This window comes from Microbacterium arborescens (assembly GCF_030369635.1).
GTDB lineage: Bacteria > Actinomycetota > Actinomycetes > Actinomycetales > Microbacteriaceae > Microbacterium.
This window is the reverse complement of record NZ_CP128474.1, coordinates 1,789,839-1,805,960: the sequence shown is the minus strand read 5'-3', so window position 1 is coordinate 1,805,960 and position 16,122 is coordinate 1,789,839. Positions and strand designations below refer to the sequence as shown.

The 16,122-nt window shown below is 70.3% G+C and carries 15 protein-coding genes; all 15 read left to right on the top strand.

The window, feature by feature from the left end; all coding sequences use genetic code 11:
• Positions 1–2: 2 nt before the first annotated feature.
• Positions 3–920: a methionyl-tRNA formyltransferase gene (fmt, locus tag QUC20_RS08630; RefSeq protein WP_120262544.1), complete on the top strand. Its 918-nt coding sequence runs from the start codon at positions 3–5 to the stop codon at positions 918–920.
• Positions 917–2,269 (top strand): RsmB/NOP family class I SAM-dependent RNA methyltransferase, encoded by a 1,353-nt coding sequence (locus QUC20_RS08625; protein WP_289329599.1) that lies wholly within the window; start codon positions 917–919, stop codon positions 2,267–2,269. The genes fmt and QUC20_RS08625 overlap by 4 nt, the downstream gene beginning before the upstream one ends.
• 77 nt (positions 2,270–2,346) lie before the next feature.
• Entirely contained in the window at positions 2,347–2,964 is a 618-nt protein-coding gene (gene rpe, locus QUC20_RS08620) for a ribulose-phosphate 3-epimerase (RefSeq protein WP_289331497.1), read from the top strand.
• Between the two features lie 52 nt (positions 2,965–3,016).
• Positions 3,017–3,280: a phosphoribosyl-ATP diphosphatase gene (locus tag QUC20_RS08615; protein WP_289329598.1), complete on the top strand. Its 264-nt coding sequence runs from the start codon at positions 3,017–3,019 to the stop codon at positions 3,278–3,280.
• A 40-nt stretch (positions 3,281–3,320) separates the two neighbouring features.
• The gene (gene hisG, locus QUC20_RS08610) at positions 3,321–4,163 is read left to right on the top strand and encodes an ATP phosphoribosyltransferase (RefSeq protein WP_289329597.1); all 843 of its coding nucleotides are present in this window, start codon (positions 3,321–3,323) and stop codon (positions 4,161–4,163) included.
• A gap of 1 nt (position 4,164) precedes the next feature.
• On the top strand, positions 4,165–4,929 hold the full coding sequence (gene hisF / locus QUC20_RS08605) for an imidazole glycerol phosphate synthase subunit HisF (protein ID WP_289329596.1): 765 nt from the start codon (positions 4,165–4,167) through the stop codon (positions 4,927–4,929).
• Entirely contained in the window at positions 4,926–5,282 is a 357-nt protein-coding gene (hisI, locus tag QUC20_RS08600; RefSeq protein WP_120262550.1) for a phosphoribosyl-AMP cyclohydrolase, read from the top strand. Before hisF ends, hisI begins: the two co-directional genes overlap by 4 nt.
• The gene (locus QUC20_RS08595) at positions 5,279–5,884 is read left to right on the top strand and encodes a Trp biosynthesis-associated membrane protein (RefSeq protein ID WP_289329595.1); all 606 of its coding nucleotides are present in this window, start codon (positions 5,279–5,281) and stop codon (positions 5,882–5,884) included. The genes hisI and QUC20_RS08595 overlap by 4 nt, the downstream gene beginning before the upstream one ends.
• A 47-nt stretch (positions 5,885–5,931) precedes the next feature.
• Positions 5,932–6,159, top strand: a complete 228-nt coding sequence (locus QUC20_RS08590) for a DUF6704 family protein (RefSeq protein WP_023950623.1) — start codon at positions 5,932–5,934, stop codon at positions 6,157–6,159.
• A 1-nt stretch (position 6,160) separates the two neighbouring features.
• Complete coding sequence (gene trpC, locus QUC20_RS08585) at positions 6,161–6,937, top strand: indole-3-glycerol phosphate synthase TrpC (protein ID WP_120262552.1); 777 nt, start codon at positions 6,161–6,163, stop codon at positions 6,935–6,937.
• Complete coding sequence (gene trpB / locus QUC20_RS08580; protein ID WP_120262553.1) at positions 6,934–8,193, top strand: tryptophan synthase subunit beta; 1,260 nt, start codon at positions 6,934–6,936, stop codon at positions 8,191–8,193. Before trpC ends, trpB begins: the two co-directional genes overlap by 4 nt.
• Positions 8,190–8,984 (top strand): tryptophan synthase subunit alpha, encoded by a 795-nt coding sequence (gene trpA / locus QUC20_RS08575; protein ID WP_289329594.1) that lies wholly within the window; start codon positions 8,190–8,192, stop codon positions 8,982–8,984. The genes trpB and trpA overlap by 4 nt, the downstream gene beginning before the upstream one ends.
• Before the next feature lie 43 nt (positions 8,985–9,027).
• Positions 9,028–10,002 carry a prolipoprotein diacylglyceryl transferase gene (gene lgt / locus QUC20_RS08570; protein ID WP_289329593.1) on the top strand — a complete coding sequence of 325 codons (975 nt, stop codon included), beginning with the start codon at positions 9,028–9,030 and terminating at the stop codon, positions 10,000–10,002.
• Positions 10,003–10,055: 53 nt separating this feature from the next.
• Positions 10,056–14,636 carry a glutamate synthase large subunit gene (gltB, locus tag QUC20_RS08565; RefSeq protein WP_289329592.1) on the top strand — a complete coding sequence of 1,527 codons (4,581 nt, stop codon included), beginning with the start codon at positions 10,056–10,058 and terminating at the stop codon, positions 14,634–14,636.
• On the top strand, positions 14,629–16,095 hold the full coding sequence (locus QUC20_RS08560; RefSeq protein ID WP_120262557.1) for a glutamate synthase subunit beta: 1,467 nt from the start codon (positions 14,629–14,631) through the stop codon (positions 16,093–16,095). Before gltB ends, QUC20_RS08560 begins: the two co-directional genes overlap by 8 nt.
• The last annotated feature ends 27 nt before the right edge of the window (positions 16,096–16,122 follow it).

The window sequence follows — 16,122 nt, the reverse complement described above, 5'->3', positions numbered from 1 at the left end:
CCATGCGCATCGTCTTCGCCGGCACACCGGAACCCGCCCTGCCATCGCTCCGGCGACTCGCCGCTTCGCCGCACGAGATCGTCGGGGTCGTCACGCGGCGCGACGCGCCGCTCGGCCGCAAGCGGGTGCTCACGCCATCGCCGGTGGCGGCCCTCGCCGCCGAGCTGGGGCTCCCGGTCCTGAAGACCGACCGCCTCGATTCCGACGCGACGCAGACGATCACCTCGTGGGGAGCCGACCTCGGCGTGATCGTCGCCTACGGGGGACTGGTGCGCGAGCCGCTGCTGTCCACGCCGCGGCATGGCTGGATCAACCTCCACTTCTCGTTGCTGCCCGACTGGCGGGGCGCCGCACCGGTGCAGCACGCGCTCATCGCGGGTGATCGGGTGAGCGGGGTGAGCGTGTTCCAGCTCGTTCCCGAGCTCGACGCGGGTGACGTCTTCGCGCAGAGCCGCCACGCGGTCGGCCGCGGCGCGACCGCCGGCGACCTGCTCTCGGAGCTCGCCGGCCTTGGCGCGGACACCCTGTCGGACGTCGTCGACGGGATCGCCGACGGCACGGCCCGAGCCCTGCCGCAGACAGGTGAGCCGACGTTCGCGCCCAAGCTGACCCTCGCAGACGGAGTCCTCGACTTCGAGCTCCCCGCTGAGACCGTGCTCGACCGCTTCCGGGGGACGACCCCCGAGCCCGGCGCGCACACCACGGTGGCCGGGCAGCGGCTTAAGGTGCTCGCGGCCCGCCGGGGGACGGAGGCAGCCCTCGCTCCCCGCGAGATCCGTCTCGTCGGCAAGGAGGTCCTCGTGGGAACCGCCGACGGCACAGTCGCGCTCCTCACCGTGCAGCCCGCCGGTCGCGGCGCGATGCCGGCGCCGGACTGGTGGCGGGGGCAGCGCGCCGAGAGCATCGAGGCGGGCTCGTGAATCCGGCACGCCGCCTCGCCTTCGACGTCCTCCGAGCGGTCGCCGACTCGGATGCGTACGCCAATCTGCTGCTTCCGCAGGAACTCCGCCGTGCGGGTCTCACACCAGCGGATGCGGGACTGGCCACCGAACTGACATACGGCACGCTGCGCCGTCAGGGTACGTACGACGCGATCATCGAACAGGCGTCGGGACGCGCGATCGACACGATCGATCCACCGGTGCGCGACGCGCTGCGCCTCGGTGTCCACCAGCTCCTGTCGACGCGGGTGGCCTCGCACGCGGCGGTGAACGAGAGCGTCGAGCTCGTGCGGCGCGCGGGCGCGTCCAACGCCGCCGGCTTCGCCAACGCGGTGCTCCGGCGCATCGCCCGGGACAACCCGGGGGATTGGCTGCAGCGGGTCGATGCCGGCGCGCGCTCGGATGACGAGCGGCTCGGCCTGCGCTACTCCCATCCCGTATGGGTCATCCGGGCGTTCCGTCGGGCGCTCGCGGCAGAGGGGCGCGCGGACGAGCTCGAAGACCTGCTGGCGGCCGACAACGTCTCGCCGAGCGTCACGATGACCGCGCTCCCGGGCCTGGCCGACATCCCCGCCGATCGCGCTCGGACCCCCTACTCACCGCTCGGATTCCGACTCGACGGCGGCGACCCCGAGCCGCTGGTGCGTGGCGCGGAGGGCCGCATCCGTGTCCAGGACGAGGGATCGCAGCTCGCCGCGCTGGCATTGACACGTGCGCGTCCCGTCCGCGCGGGTGAGCGCTGGTTGGACCTGTGCGCAGCGCCGGGCGGCAAGACGGCCGTCCTGGCTGCGGAGGCGCTCGCGGGCGGGGCCGCCCTCGAGGCCAACGAGATCTCACCGGCGCGCGCACGGCTCGTGCGCTCCTCCGTCGCCGGGGTGCCGCTCGAGGTTCCGGTGTCGGAGGACGACGGCCGCGAACGAGCGGGACGGGGTCGGTATGACCGCATCCTCGTCGACGCGCCCTGCACGGGGCTCGGCGCGCTTCGCCGCCGTCCCGAGGCCCGCTGGCGCAAGAGCCCGTCCGATGTGCCCGACCTCAGCGCTCTGCAGCGCGAACTGCTCGGCGCGGCCGTCGCCTCACTCGCCCCGGGCGGGATCGTCGCCTATGTGACGTGCTCGCCTCACCTCGCCGAGACCTCGGTCGTCGTCGCCGACGTGCGCGCGTCTCACTCGGACCTCCGCGAGCTCGACGCCCGGGAGGTCCTCCGGTCGGTCAGCCGCCGCGACATCGACCTGCCCGAGCCGCAGGACGGGTCGGGGCGCGCGCAGCTGTGGCCGCATCGCCACGGGACCGATGCGATGTCGATCACACTCCTGCAGAAGCCGTGACCGGCGATAATGGGGGCGTGAGCGACGCCGACGCCCTGCGCATCAACCCCAGTATCCTGGCCGCCGACTTCGTGAACATGGAGGCGGAGCTCGGCCGCATCCGCTCGGCGGACTTCGTGCACGTGGATGTCATGGACAACCACTTCGTTCCGAATCTGACCTTCGGCCCGCAGATGGTCGAGCGGATCCAGGCGACGAGTCCCGTTCCCCTCGACGTGCACCTGATGATCTCCGACGTCGACCGCTGGGCGCCCGGCTATGCCGAGCTGGGGGCCGCGAGTGTGACCTTCCACCTCGAGGCGGCGACCGACCCCGTCGCCCTGGCGCGACGCCTGCGGGCGATCGGGTCGCGCGCCGGTGTCGCCGTCAAGCCCGCCACGCCCGTCGAGGGGCTCTTCGAGGTCCTCGACGAGTTCGATCAGGTCCTCGTCATGACCGTCGAGCCGGGTTTCGGTGGCCAGAGCTTCATGGCCGACCAGATGCCCAAGCTCCGCCGTCTCGCCGACGAGGCGCGTCGTCGCGGCTCCTCCGTCTGGCTGCAGGTCGACGGCGGCATCTCGGAGTCGACGATCGCGCAGGCCGCCGAGGCCGGGGCAGACACGTTCGTGGCCGGATCCGCGGTGTTCGGCGCGGCCGATCCGGATGCCGCCATCGCGAGCCTGCGCGACCGGGCGCAGCGCGCGCATCGACACTGATCCATCCGTCGCCGCGGTCGGAGTCGCCGTCACGGGCCGGTACCCTGGCTAGGTGAAGACGTTCGACGCCCTGTTCGCAGAGCTCACCTCTATCGCCGAGATCCGGCCCGAGGGTTCGGGCACGGTCGCGCAGCTCGACCGCGGTGTGCACGCCATCGGCAAGAAGATCGTCGAGGAGGCCGCTGAGGTCTGGATGGCGGCGGAGTATCAGTCCGACGTCGAGACTGCCGAGGAGATCTCGCAGCTGCTGTATCACCTGCAGGTGCTCATGATCAGCAAAGGTCTGAGCCCCGAAGACGTCTACCGACATCTCTGAGCGACGCCCCGCCCTCCCGCTCCGAGACAGAAAGACCCCCATGCTGCGCATCGCCGTTCCCAACAAGGGATCGCTCGCCGAGACCGCCGCCGAAATGCTGGCCGAAGCCGGCTACACCGGTCGTCGCGACTCGAAAGACCTGCACGTCATCGACCCCGTCAACGAGGTCGAGTTCTTCTACCTGCGTCCCAAGGACATCGCCACCTATGTCGGCTCGGGCGCGCTCGACGTCGGCATCACCGGTCGCGACCTCCTGCTGGACGCCCGCATGCCCGGCGCGCGCGAGATCGAGCGGCTCGGCTTCGCCGGCTCGACCTTCCGCTTCGCCGCGCCCACCGGCACGTTCTCCGACGTCACCGAGCTCGCGGGTAAGCGCATCGCCACCTCGTACCCCGGGCTCGTCGACGCGTTCCTCGACGAGCGCGGCATCGCCGTCGATCTCGTGCCCCTCGACGGCGCGGTGGAGTCCGCGGTCCGTCTGGGCGTCGCCGACGCCGTCGCCGATGTGGTGGAGACGGGCACGACCCTCCGCCAGGCGGGGCTCGAGGTCTTCGGGCCCGAGATCCTGCGGTCCGAGGCGGTCCTCATCGCCGGTCCGCACGACGCCGACGGCACGGAGCGCCTGCTGCGGCGTCTGCGTGGCGTCCTGGTGGCGCGACGCTACGTGATGGTGGACTACGACCTCCCGGCCGCCCTGGTCGACGAGGCCGTCGCCGTCGCGGGCGGCATCGAGTCGCCCACGATCTCGCCGTTGCGCGACCCCGAGTGGGTGGCCGTCCGGGTGATGGTGCCGCGCGCGAGCGTGAACACGACGATGGATGACCTCTACGCCATCGGTGCGCGTGCGATCCTCGTCACCGCGATCCACAACGCGAGGCTCTGACATGACGCTGGCACGCCGCGTCATCCCGTGCCTCGACGTCGCTGCGGGACGCGTGGTCAAGGGTGTGAACTTCGAGAACCTGCGAGACATGGGCGATCCGGTCGAGCTCGCCCGGCTGTACTTCGAGCAGGGCGCCGACGAGCTGACGTTCCTCGACGTCACCGCGACCGTCGACGGTCGGGCCACGACCTACGACGTCGTGCGTCGCACCGCAGAGCAGGTCTTCATCCCCCTCACCGTCGGCGGCGGCGTTCGATCGGTCGACGACGTCGCGCGCCTGCTGTCGGTGGGGGCCGACAAGGTCGGCGTCAATTCGGCGGCGATCGCGCGCCCCGAGCTCATCGGCGAGATCGCCGACCGTTTCGGGGCTCAGGTGCTCGTGCTCTCCCTCGATGTGAAGCGCGCACCGGGCACCGCATCGGGCTTCGTCGTGACGACGCACGGCGGGCGCACGGCGACATCGATCGACGCGCTCGCCTGGGCGCGCGAAGCGATCGAACGTGGCGCGGGCGAGCTGCTCGTGAACTCGATCGATGCCGACGGCACGAAGGACGGATTCGATCTCGAGCTCATCGAGCTGATGCGTGAGGCCTCGTCCGTGCCTGTCATCGCCTCGGGCGGCGCCGGCGCGACCGAGCACTTCGCCCCCGCGATCGAGGCGGGCGCGGATGCCGTGCTCGCCGCATCCGTGTTCCATTCGGGCCAGCTCACGATCGGCGACGTGAAGGACGCTCTCACGGCGCAGGGGATCGAGGTGCGGCCATGACCGAGAGTATCGAAAGCCGCATCGAGCGCGTGTCGTTCGACGCGAACGGCCTCGTCGCTGCGATCGTCCAGCAGCACGACACGCGCGAGGTGCTCATGCTGGCCTGGATGGATGCGGAGGCGCTGCGCCGCACGCTCACCAGCGGCCGTGTGACGTACTGGTCGCGCTCGCGCCGGGAGTACTGGCGCAAGGGCGACACGTCCGGCCACATCCAGCTCGTCCGCGGGGCACGGCTCGATTGCGACGGTGACGCCGTCCTCCTGCTGGTCGAGCAGGTGGGCGCGGCCTGCCACACCGGCACGCGCACATGCTTCGACACGGACGACCTCGACCCCGTCGTGGCGGTCTCATGACTCGGCGCTCCCGGACGTTCGCGGTTCTCGCCGCTGTTGTCGGCGGCGGCCTCGCGGTCATCGGAGCGACGCAGCCGTGGCTGGAGGCGACGTTGCGTGACGGCGCTCAAGCGGTCCTCCCGGTGCCGGGCACCGAGGCGCTCCCGCTGGTCACTCCACTGGGCCTGGCAGCGCTCGCCCTCGGGCTCGCGCTCTCGATCGTGGGCACGGTGCTGCGCTACGTCTTCGGCGTCGTCGGGGTGCTGATCGGCGCCGCGCTCCTCGCCGAATCGCTCCGTATCGCCCTGACGGCGCCGCCCGAGGCCGTGGTCGGCGTCGTCGCCGACGCGACCGGACTCGCGGGCGTCGAAGCGGTGGGCACGCTGGTCTCGACGATAACGGTCACCGCGTGGCCGTGGATCACGGCGGTCGGCGCCGCCGCGGTGTGCGCGGGCGGGGTGCTGACCCTCGTGACGGCTCGCTCGTGGCGCAGCACCGCGCGCCGTTACCGCACCGATGCGGCCGCCGAGGTCCGCCGCCCCGGTGGTTCGCGTCCGCACGATTCCCACGATCCGATCGATTCGTGGGACGACCTCAGCCGCGGGTCCGATCCGACCGCTTGAGCCCCGGTAGACTGACCTCAGCCCGAGAAATCCCGCGAAGGAGAACAATGAGCAACATCGGCGACCCCGGCCACGGACACTCCCCGGCGGCGTGGACCGCTGTGGTGATCATGCTCCTGGCGTTCGCGCTGGGCACCCTGTTCTTCTGGCTCGACATGCCGGTGCTCGTCTGGGCGTCCGCCGGTCTGCTCGTGGTCGGGCTCATCGTCGGCTGGGCCATGGCGAAGGCCGGGTACGGCGCGTACGGCGACAAGTACACCCCGAAAGCGCACTGACGTGCTGGCCGGTCTCACGGCCGGCGCCGTCGAGGATGCCGAGGCCCGTGCGGCCGAGCGGCCCCTCGCCGTCGTCGAGCGCGACGCGCTCGCTCAGAGCCCGGCACGCGACGCCCTTGCGGCGCTCGCCCCGGCCGAGCGGGTCAGAATCATCGCCGAGGTCAAGCGTGCGAGCCCGTCTCGCGGCGATCTCGCCGCGATCCCCGATCCCGCTCTTCAGGCGGCTCGGTATGAGGAGGGCGGCGCTTCCGTCATCTCCGTGCTGACCGAGGGGCGGCGATTCAAGGGCAGCCTGGCCGACCTCGAGGCGGTTCGCGCCGAGGTGTCGATCCCCGTGCTGCGCAAGGACTTCATCGCCAACCCGTACCAGGTGTTCGAGGCCCGTGCGGCCGGCGCAGACCTGGTGCTCCTGATCGTCGCCGCGCTCGAGCAGCCGCTGTTGGCCGAGCTGCACGAGCTGGTGCTCGAGCTCGGAATGACGCCCCTGGTCGAGACCCACTCGCTCGACGAGGTGCACCGCGCCGCCGACATCGGAGCGCGGCTGGTCGGTGTCAACGCCCGCAACCTCTCGACCTTCGAGCTCGACCGCGACCTGTTCGGCCGATTGGTGGAGCATCTGCCCGCGGATGCTGTCAAGATCGCCGAGTCCGCCGTGCTCACACCGCACGACGTGGCCCACTACCGTCGAGCGGGCGCCGACGCCGTCCTGATCGGCGAGGCGCTCGTGACGAACGATCCCGTTACCACCCTGCACGCATTCCTGGAGGCCGGCGCGTGAGCCTGCGAGAACAGCACGGTCCCTTCTTCGGCGAGTTCGGCGGGCGGTTCATGCCCGAATCGCTGATCGCCGCGATCGACGAGCTGACCGCGGTCTACGAGTCGGCGATGGCCGACCCCGAGTTCGCGGCCGAGCTGACGCGCACGCTCGCGACCTACGCGGGGAGGCCGTCGGCGCTGACCGAGGTGCCGCGCTTCGCCGAGCACGCCGGCGGCGCGCGCGTCTTCCTCAAGCGTGAGGACCTCAACCACACGGGCTCGCACAAGATCAACAACGTGATCGGTCAGGCCATGCTGACCAAACGCCTGGGCAAGACCCGGGTGATCGCCGAGACCGGAGCCGGCCAGCACGGCGTGGCCACGGCGACGGCCGCGGCATTGTTCGGCTTCGACTGCACGATCTACATGGGCGAGGTCGACACCGAGCGTCAAGCCCTCAACGTCGCACGCATGCGCCTGCTCGGCGCCGAGGTCGTGCCGGTGACGACCGGGTCGCGCACGCTCAAGGACGCGATCAACGAGGCCTACCGCGACTGGGTGGCCTCGGTCGAGACGACCAACTACATCTTCGGTACCGCAGCCGGGCCGCATCCGTTCCCCGCCATGGTGCGCGACTTCCAGAAGATCATCTCGGAAGAGGCTCGCGAGCAGCTGCTCGCCGAGACCGGACGGCTCCCGGATGCCGTCGTGGCATGCGTCGGTGGCGGATCCAACGCGATCGGCATGTTCGACGCGTTCCTCGACGATGAGGGCGTCGCGCTCTACGGCGTCGAGGCCGCGGGCGAAGGAGTCGACACGGAGCGCCACGCCGCGTCCATCGGGCGGGGCCGCCCGGGCGTCCTCCACGGCGCGAAGACCTTCGTGCTGCAGGACGAGGACGGCCAGACCGTCGAGTCGCACTCGATCTCGGCGGGACTGGACTATCCGGGTGTCGGGCCCGAGCACGCGTGGCTCGCGTCGATCGGTCGTGCGTCGTACATCCCCGCCACCGACACCGAGGCGATGGAGGCACTGAGACTGCTGAGCCGCACCGAGGGCATCATCCCCGCGATCGAGTCGGCCCACGCCCTGGCCGGTGCGCTTCGGATCGGACGCGAGCTCGGCCCCGACGCGATCATCGCGGTCAACCTCTCGGGGCGCGGTGACAAAGACATGGACACCGCGGCCCGTTGGTTCGAGCTCTACGACGAAGGCGCGGAGCCGGTCGTCGAACCCGACCACGACGAAGCCGCCTCGGGAGAAGGGGTGGAGCTGTGAGCTCCCGCGTCGCCGCCGCGATCGATGCCGCACACGCCGAGGGGCGCGGCGCGTTCGTCGGCTACCTGCCGCTCGGCTTCCCCGATCTCGAGACGAGTGTCGAGGCCGCCGTGGCGCTGGCCGAGGCCGGAGCCGATGTCCTCGAGCTCGGCCCCCCGTACTCCGACCCCGTGATGGACGGCGTTGTGATCCAGGAGGCGACGCAGGTCGCTCTGGCAGCGGGCTTCCGCCTGCGTGACACGTTCACAGCCGTCCGTGCGATCGCGGAGCGGGTCGACGTCCCGATCCTCGTCATGACCTACTGGAACCCCGTGCTCCAGTACGGCGTCGACCGCTTCGCCGACGAGCTCGCCGCGGCAGGCGGGGCCGGCCTGATCACGCCGGACATCACCCCGGATGCCGCGCCCGAGTGGATCGCCGCTTCGGAGCGCACGGGGCTCGATCGCGTGTTCCTCGCGGCGCCCACCTCCACCGACGAGCGACTGCGGATGATCGTCGAGGCCTCGACGGGCTTCGTGTACACGGTCTCGACGATGGGGATCACGGGCGAGCGCGCCGAGCTCGACGCCGCAGCCCGCACCCTGGTCGGGCGCCTGCGCGAACTCGGCGATGTGCACGCGTGCGTCGGCATCGGCATCTCCACCCCCGATCAGGTCGCGGGAGTCGTCGACTACGCCGACGGAGCGATCGTCGGAACAGCCCTCGTACGCGCGTTGCGCGACGGGGGAGTCGCCGGGCTCGCCGACACCGCGCGTGCTCTTGCGGCGGGCACCGCCCGCGAGCGCGTCTAGACTTTTCCGGTCGCACGACCGCCGATTTCCGAGGGACGATCCGATGATCCATGCCGCACACACGCTCGTCGCGAGCATCCCGAGCCCGTCGGTGAGCTACATCGACCTCGGTCCGCTGCGCATCCACTTCTACGCCCTGTGCATCATCGCGGGCATCATCGTCGCGACCCTGATGACCAATCACCGCCTCACGCGGCGTGGCGCGGAACCGTGGGTCGTCATCGACATCGCGCTCCTGGCCGTGCCGCTGGCGCTGGTGGGAGCGCGCGCGTTCCACGTGCTCACGCACCCGGGGTTCTACTTCGGCCCCGACAAGAACCCCTGGGCCGTGCTGTTCATCTGGGAGGGCGGCATCGCCATCTTCGGTGCGCTGATCGGCGGCGCCGTGGGCGCGTACCTCGGCTGCAAGTGGACCGGCATCCGCTTCTGGAGCTTCGCCGACGCGCTGGCGCCGGGCATCCTCCTCGCCCAGGCCATGGGCCGGTTCGGCAACTGGTTCAACCAGGAGCTGTTCGGGCTGCCCACCGACCTGCCATGGGGGCTCGAGATCGATCGCGACAACCCGGCCTTCCCGGCAGGGCTCGCACCCGACACCCTCTTCCACCCGACCTTCCTCTACGAAGTGATCTGGAACGGGCTCGGCGTGCTCGTGCTGCTGTGGGTCGGCCGCAAGGCGTGGGCGCAGTGGGGCAAGCTGTTCGGTCTCTACCTCGTCTGGTACGGCGCGGGGCGCATCGTGTGGGAGTCCATCCGGATCGATCCGAGTGAGATCATCCTCGGCATCCGCACGAACGTCTGGGCCGCGATCTTCGCCGTCCTGGTCGGAATCGCGATCATCGTGGTGCAGACGCGACGGCACCCGGGCGACGAGCCGTCGCCTTATCAGCCCGGTCGCGAGTGGGTGGCTCCGAGCGCGCTACAATCGCAGAGCACTGAAGACTTCGTGGATCTGAGCGCACCCCCGACGCCCGAAGCTCACGCAGACAGCGCCACAAGCGCAGTCACCTCGAAGCAGTAGTTCCCCAGGGCCGACGTCGTCCCGGTTTCAGCACCAATGTGAGGACGGTCAGTATGGCCTCGAGCCCTCGACCCCAAAAGTCCGGATTCGGTTCTTTCCCTCCCCAGCAGGGCATGTACAACCCGGCCTTCGAGAAGGATGCCTGTGGTCTGGCGATGGTCGCCACGCTTCGCGGCGAGGCCGGGCACGACATCGTCGAGCTCGCGCTGACGGCGCTGCGGAATCTGGAGCACCGCGGGGCCATCGGTTCGGACGCCGGAACCGGTGACGGCGCCGGCATCCTGACGCAGATGCCCGACGCGTTCCTGCGCGCCGTCGTCGACTTCGACCTGCCGCCCGCGGGGGAGTACGCCGCGGGTATGGCCTTCCTGCCACGTGAGGCCGACGAGCGGCACGCCCTGAAAGCCGCGATCGAAGCGCTCGCGGCGTCCGAGGGGCTGATCGTCCTGGGCTGGCGCGAGGTCCCGACCGAGGACGAGAACCTCGGCAAGCTGGCGTTCGCGGCGCGGCCGGCGTTCGAGCAGCTGTTCGTCTCGCGCCCGGCGGTCGGCGACGCGCCCGCCCTGTCAGGCATCGAGCTCGACCGCCGCGTCTACCGGCTGCGCAAGCGCGCCCGCCACGAGCACGACGCGTACTTCGTGTCACTCTCGAGCCGCACGCTCGGCTACAAGGGGATGGTCACCACCCTGCAGCTCGAGCCGTTCTACCCCGACCTGCAGGACGAGCGCTTCGCGTCCGAACTCGCAGTCGTGCACTCGCGGTACTCGACCAACACCTTCCCCTCCTGGCCGCTCGCCCAACCCCTGCGCATGCTCGCGCACAACGGTGAGATCAACACGGTCAAGGGCAACCGCAACTGGATGCGGGCGCGCCAGTCGCAGCTCGAGTCCGAGCTGCTCGGCGACGTTCAGCCGCTCCTGCCGATCTGCACCGACGGTGCCAGCGACTCGGCCTCGTTCGACGAGGTGCTCGAGCTGCTCACTCTCACCGGCCGCAGCCTGCCCCACGCCGTCATGATGATGGTGCCCGAGGCCTACGAGAAGCAGACCGACATCGACCCGGATCTGCGCGCGTTCTACGACTACCACTCCATCCAGATGGAGCCCTGGGACGGTCCGGCGGCGCTCATCTTCACCGATGGCACGCTCGTCGGTGCGACGCTCGACCGCAACGGGCTGCGTCCCGGGCGCTGGACCGAGACCACCGACGGACTCGTCGTGATCGGCAGCGAGACCGGCGTGCTCGACTTCGCCCCCGAGCGGATCAAGCGTCGCGGACGTCTGCAGCCCGGTCGCATGTTCGTGGTCGACACGGCCGCGGGTCGCATCGTCGAGGACGAGGAGATCAAGCGCGAGCTGGCGACCCTGCACCCGTGGCAGGAGTGGCTCGATGCGGGCCGCGTGCGGCTCAAGGACCTGCCCGAACGCGAGCACATCGTGCATCCGATCGCTTCGATCACGCGTCGTCAGCGCACGTTCGGGTACACCGAGGAAGAGGTGCGCATCCTCCTCACCCCGATGGGACAGGTGGGTGCGGAGCCCCTCGGCGCGATGGGCAGCGACACGCCCGTCGCCGTGCTGAGCGAACGGCCCCGGTTGCTGTTCGACTACTTCACGCAGCAGTTCGCGCAAGTGACGAACCCGCCCCTCGACTCGATCCGCGAAGAGGTCGTCACCTCGCTCTCGCTCGGGCTCGGTCCCGAAGCCAACCTGCTCTCGTGGGGGCCGGAGCACACCCGCACGGTGACGCTCGACTTCCCCGTCATCGACAACGACGAGCTCGCGAAGATCCAGCACATCGACACCGCCCTCAAGGGCCGGTCGTCGGTGACGATCCGCGGCCTGTACCGCGTCGAGGCCGGTCACAAGGGGATGCAGAAGCGCCTCGCGCAGATGTGCGCCGAGGCCGACCAGGCCATCGAGGACGGCGCGGAGTTCCTCGTGCTCAGCGATCGCGACTCGAACAAGGACCTCGCGCCGATCCCGTCGCTGCTCATGCTCGCTGCAGTCCACCACCACCTCATCCGTCAGCAGACGCGCATGCGGGTCGGTCTGGTGGTCGAGGCCGGCGACGTCCGCGAGGTGCACCACGTCGCGACTCTCCTCGGCTACGGCGCCTCCGCGGTCAACCCGTACCTCGCGATGGAGACGGTCGAGTACCTCGTCCGGGCCGGCTACATCACCGGCGTCTCGCCGGAGAAGGCCGTGAAGAACCTGATCTATGCGCTCGGCAAGGGTGTGCTGAAGATCATGTCGAAGATGGGCATCTCGACGGTGTCGTCGTATGCCGGCGCCCAGGTGTTCGAGGCAGTCGGCCTGTCGGGCGAGTTCGTCTCGAAGTACTTCACGGGCACCGAGACCAAGCTCGGCGGTGTCGGCCTCGAGGTCATCGCCGCGGAGAACGCCGCGCGGCACGCGTACGCCTATCCCGAGGATGCCGCAGTCCGCGCTCACGAGCGGCTGTGGACCGGCGGCGAGTACCAGTGGCGCCGCGACGGCGCCCCTCACCTGTTCAATCCCGACACGGTCTTCCGGTTGCAGCACGCGACCCGCACGCGGCGCTACGACATCTTCCGCGAGTACACCAAGCTCGTCGACGACCAGGCGTCGGAGCTGAAGACGCTGCGCGGCATGTTCAAGCTGCGGACGGGCGTCCGCCCGCCGGTGCCCATCGACGAGGTCGAGTCGGTGGCCTCGATCGTCAAGCGCTTCTCGACGGGTGCCATGAGCTACGGCTCGATCTCGAAGGAGGCGCACGAGACCCTCGCGATCGCGATGAACCGCCTCGGCGCGAAGTCGAACACCGGCGAGGGTGGCGAGGACGTCGAGCGGCTGCTCGACCCCGAGCGACGCAGCGCGATCAAGCAGGTCGCCTCCGGGCGATTCGGCGTGACGAGCATGTACCTCACGCACGCCGACGACATCCAGATCAAGCTCGCCCAGGGCGCGAAGCCCGGCGAGGGTGGTCAGCTTCCGCCCGGCAAGGTCTACCCGTGGATCGCTCGCACGCGCGGCGGCACCCCCGGCGTCGGCCTCATCTCGCCGCCGCCGCACCACGACATCTATTCGATCGAAGACCTCAAGCAGCTGATCTTCGACCTGAAGCGCGCCAACCCGACCGCGCGTGTCCATGTGAAGCTCGTGAGCCAGTCCGGCATCGGCGCGGTCGCAGCGGGAACTGCGAAGGCGCTTGCCGACGTCATCCTCGTCTCGGGCCACGACGGCGGCACCGGTGCGAGCCCGCTGAACTCGCTCAAGCACGCCGGCACCCCGTGGGAGCTCGGCCTCGCCGAGACCCAGCAGACGCTCATGCTCAACGACATGCGCGACCGCGTCGTCGTCCAGGCGGACGGGCAGCTCAAGACCGGTCGCGACGTGGTCATCGCCGCGCTGCTCGGCGCCGAGGAGTTCGGCTTCGCGACGTCGGCACTCGTGGTGGAGGGCTGCATCATGATGCGGGTCTGCCACCTCGACACGTGCCCGGTCGGCGTCGCGACTCAGAACCCCGTCCTGCGCGAGCGCTTCACGGGCAAGCCCGAGTTCGTCGTGAACTTCATGGAGTTCATCGCGCAGGAGGTGCGCGAGTACCTCGCCGAGCTCGGTTTCCGTTCGCTCGACGAGGCCGTCGGACGCACCGACGTCCTCGACGTCGACGGCGCGATCGAGCACTGGAAGGCGAGCGGACTCGATCTCGGGCCGATCCTCACCGGGCCCGCGTTCGCCGACGATGCGCCGCGGCGTCATCAGCGTGACCAGGACCACGAACTCGACGAGCACTTCGACGTCCAGCTGATCGAGCGGGCGCAGGATGTCGTCGCCCACGGCGGACACATCGAGATCGACCTGCCGATCCGCAACACCGAGCGTGCCGTGGGCACGATGCTGGGCAACCGGGTGACGCTCGCGCACGGCGAGAACGGCCTGCCGGCCGACTCGATCGTCGTGAACCTCACGGGTTCGGCCGGTCAGTCGTTCGGGGCCTTCCTCCCCGCCGGCATCACGCTGCGCCTCGAGGGCGACTCGAACGACTACGTCGGCAAGGGGCTCTCCGGAGGCCAGATCGTCGTGCGGCCCCCACGCGACGCCGCATTCGACGCCTCCGAGAACGTCATCGCCGGCAATGTCATCGGTTACGGCGCGACGCAGGGCACGATGTTCCTGCGCGGTGTCGTGGGGGAGCGGTTCCTGGTGCGCAACTCCGGCGCGACCGCGGTGGTCGAGGGCGTGGGCGACCACGCACTGGAGTACATGACGGGCGGCCTCGCCGTGATCCTGGGAGCGACCGGGCGCAACCTGGGTGCCGGGATGTCGGGCGGCAACGCCTACGTCTACCGTCTCGAGACCGCGAACGTGAACCGCGAGGCGATGGCCAGCGGTGAGCTCGTGCTCGAGGAGATGGGGTCCGGCGACGCCGAGATCCTCCGCGACCTGCTTGAGCGCCACGTCGCCGAGACGGGGTCCGACCTGGCGGCCCGCCTGCTCGAGGACTTCGAGACCGAGGTCGCTCATTTCGTCCGTGTGGTGCCGCGCGACTACGCCGCGGTGCTCGAAACCCGACAGACGGCGGCCGCCGAGGGGCTCGACCCCGACGGCGACGAGGTCTGGAGCCGCATCCTGGAGGTGACCCGTGGCTGACCCCAAGGGCTTCCTGAAGATCACGGAGCGCGAGCTCCCCAAGCGCCGGCCCGTCCCGGTCCGCATCATGGACTGGCGCGAGGTCTACGAACCCGGTGACACCGCGGTCCTCCGCCGTCAGGCGGGCCGCTGCATGGACTGCGGCGTTCCGTTCTGCCATCAGGGATGCCCGCTGGGCAACCTGATCCCGGAGTGGAACGACCTCATGTGGCGGGGCGAGGGGCGCTCGGCCATCGAGCGTCTGCACGCCACCAACAACTTCCCCGAGTTCACCGGTCGGCTCTGCCCCGCGCCGTGCGAGAGCTCGTGCGTGCTCGGCATCAACCAGCCGCCGGTCACCATCAAGCAGATCGAGGTCTCGACGATCGACGAGGCCTTCGCCAACGGCTGGGTCGAGGCCGAGCCTCCGGGGCGACTCACCGGCAAGACGGTCGCTGTCGTCGGTTCCGGGCCCGCCGGGCTCGCCGCTGCGCAGCAGCTGACGCGCGCGGGACACACGGTCGCGGTCTACGAGCGTGATGACCGCATCGGCGGCCTGCTGCGGTACGGCATCCCTGATTTCAAGATGGAGAAGCGTCACATCGAGGCGCGGCTGCGTCAGATGCAGGACGAGGGGACGCGGTTCCGCGCCGGTGTCGAGATCGGCAAGGACATCACGTGGGATGCGCTGCGCGCCCGCTACGACGCCGTCGTGGTGGCGACCGGGTCGACGCTGCCGCGCGACCTCGCCATCCCCGGCCGCGATCTCGCAGGCGTCCACTTCGCGATGGAGTACCTCGTGGAGTCGAACAAGGCCGTCGCGGGCGACCAGGTCGCCAACCAGATCCACGCCGAGGGAAAGCACGTCGTGGTCATCGGCGGCGGTGACACCGGCGCCGACTGCATCGGCACCGCGCACCGGCAGGGCGCGCTGAGCGTCACCAACCTCGCGATCGGCAAGCAGCCGCCCTCCGAGCGCCCCGACTCGCAGCCCTGGCCGATGATGCCGACGATCTTCGAGGTCGCCTCGGCGCACGAGGAAGGCGGTGAGCGCAGCTACCTCGCCTCGACCGTCGAGTTCCTCGCGAACGACGCCGGCGAGGTTCGCGCCCTCCGAGTCGCCGAGACCGAGTTCATCGACGGGCGCCGGGTTCCCAAGAGCGGCACCGAGCGCGAGATCCCCGCAGACCTCGTGCTGATCGCGATGGGTTTCACCGGCCCGGAGCGCAGCGAGCTCGAGGCGCAGCTCGGTACCGTGTTCACTGATCGCGGCAATGTCGAACGTGCCGACGACTACCAGACGACCGCGCCGGGCGTGTTCGTGGCGGGCGATGCCGGCCGCGGGCAGTCGCTCATCGTGTGGGCGATCGCGGAAGGCCGCGCCGCGGCCGCCGCCGTCGACCGCTACCTGATGGGCGACACCGACCTGCCGGCGCCGGTGCGTCCGACCGACGTCGCGATCGGGCTCCAGCGGGCATAGGCTGGACCCAACCCCCCTCCCGACCAG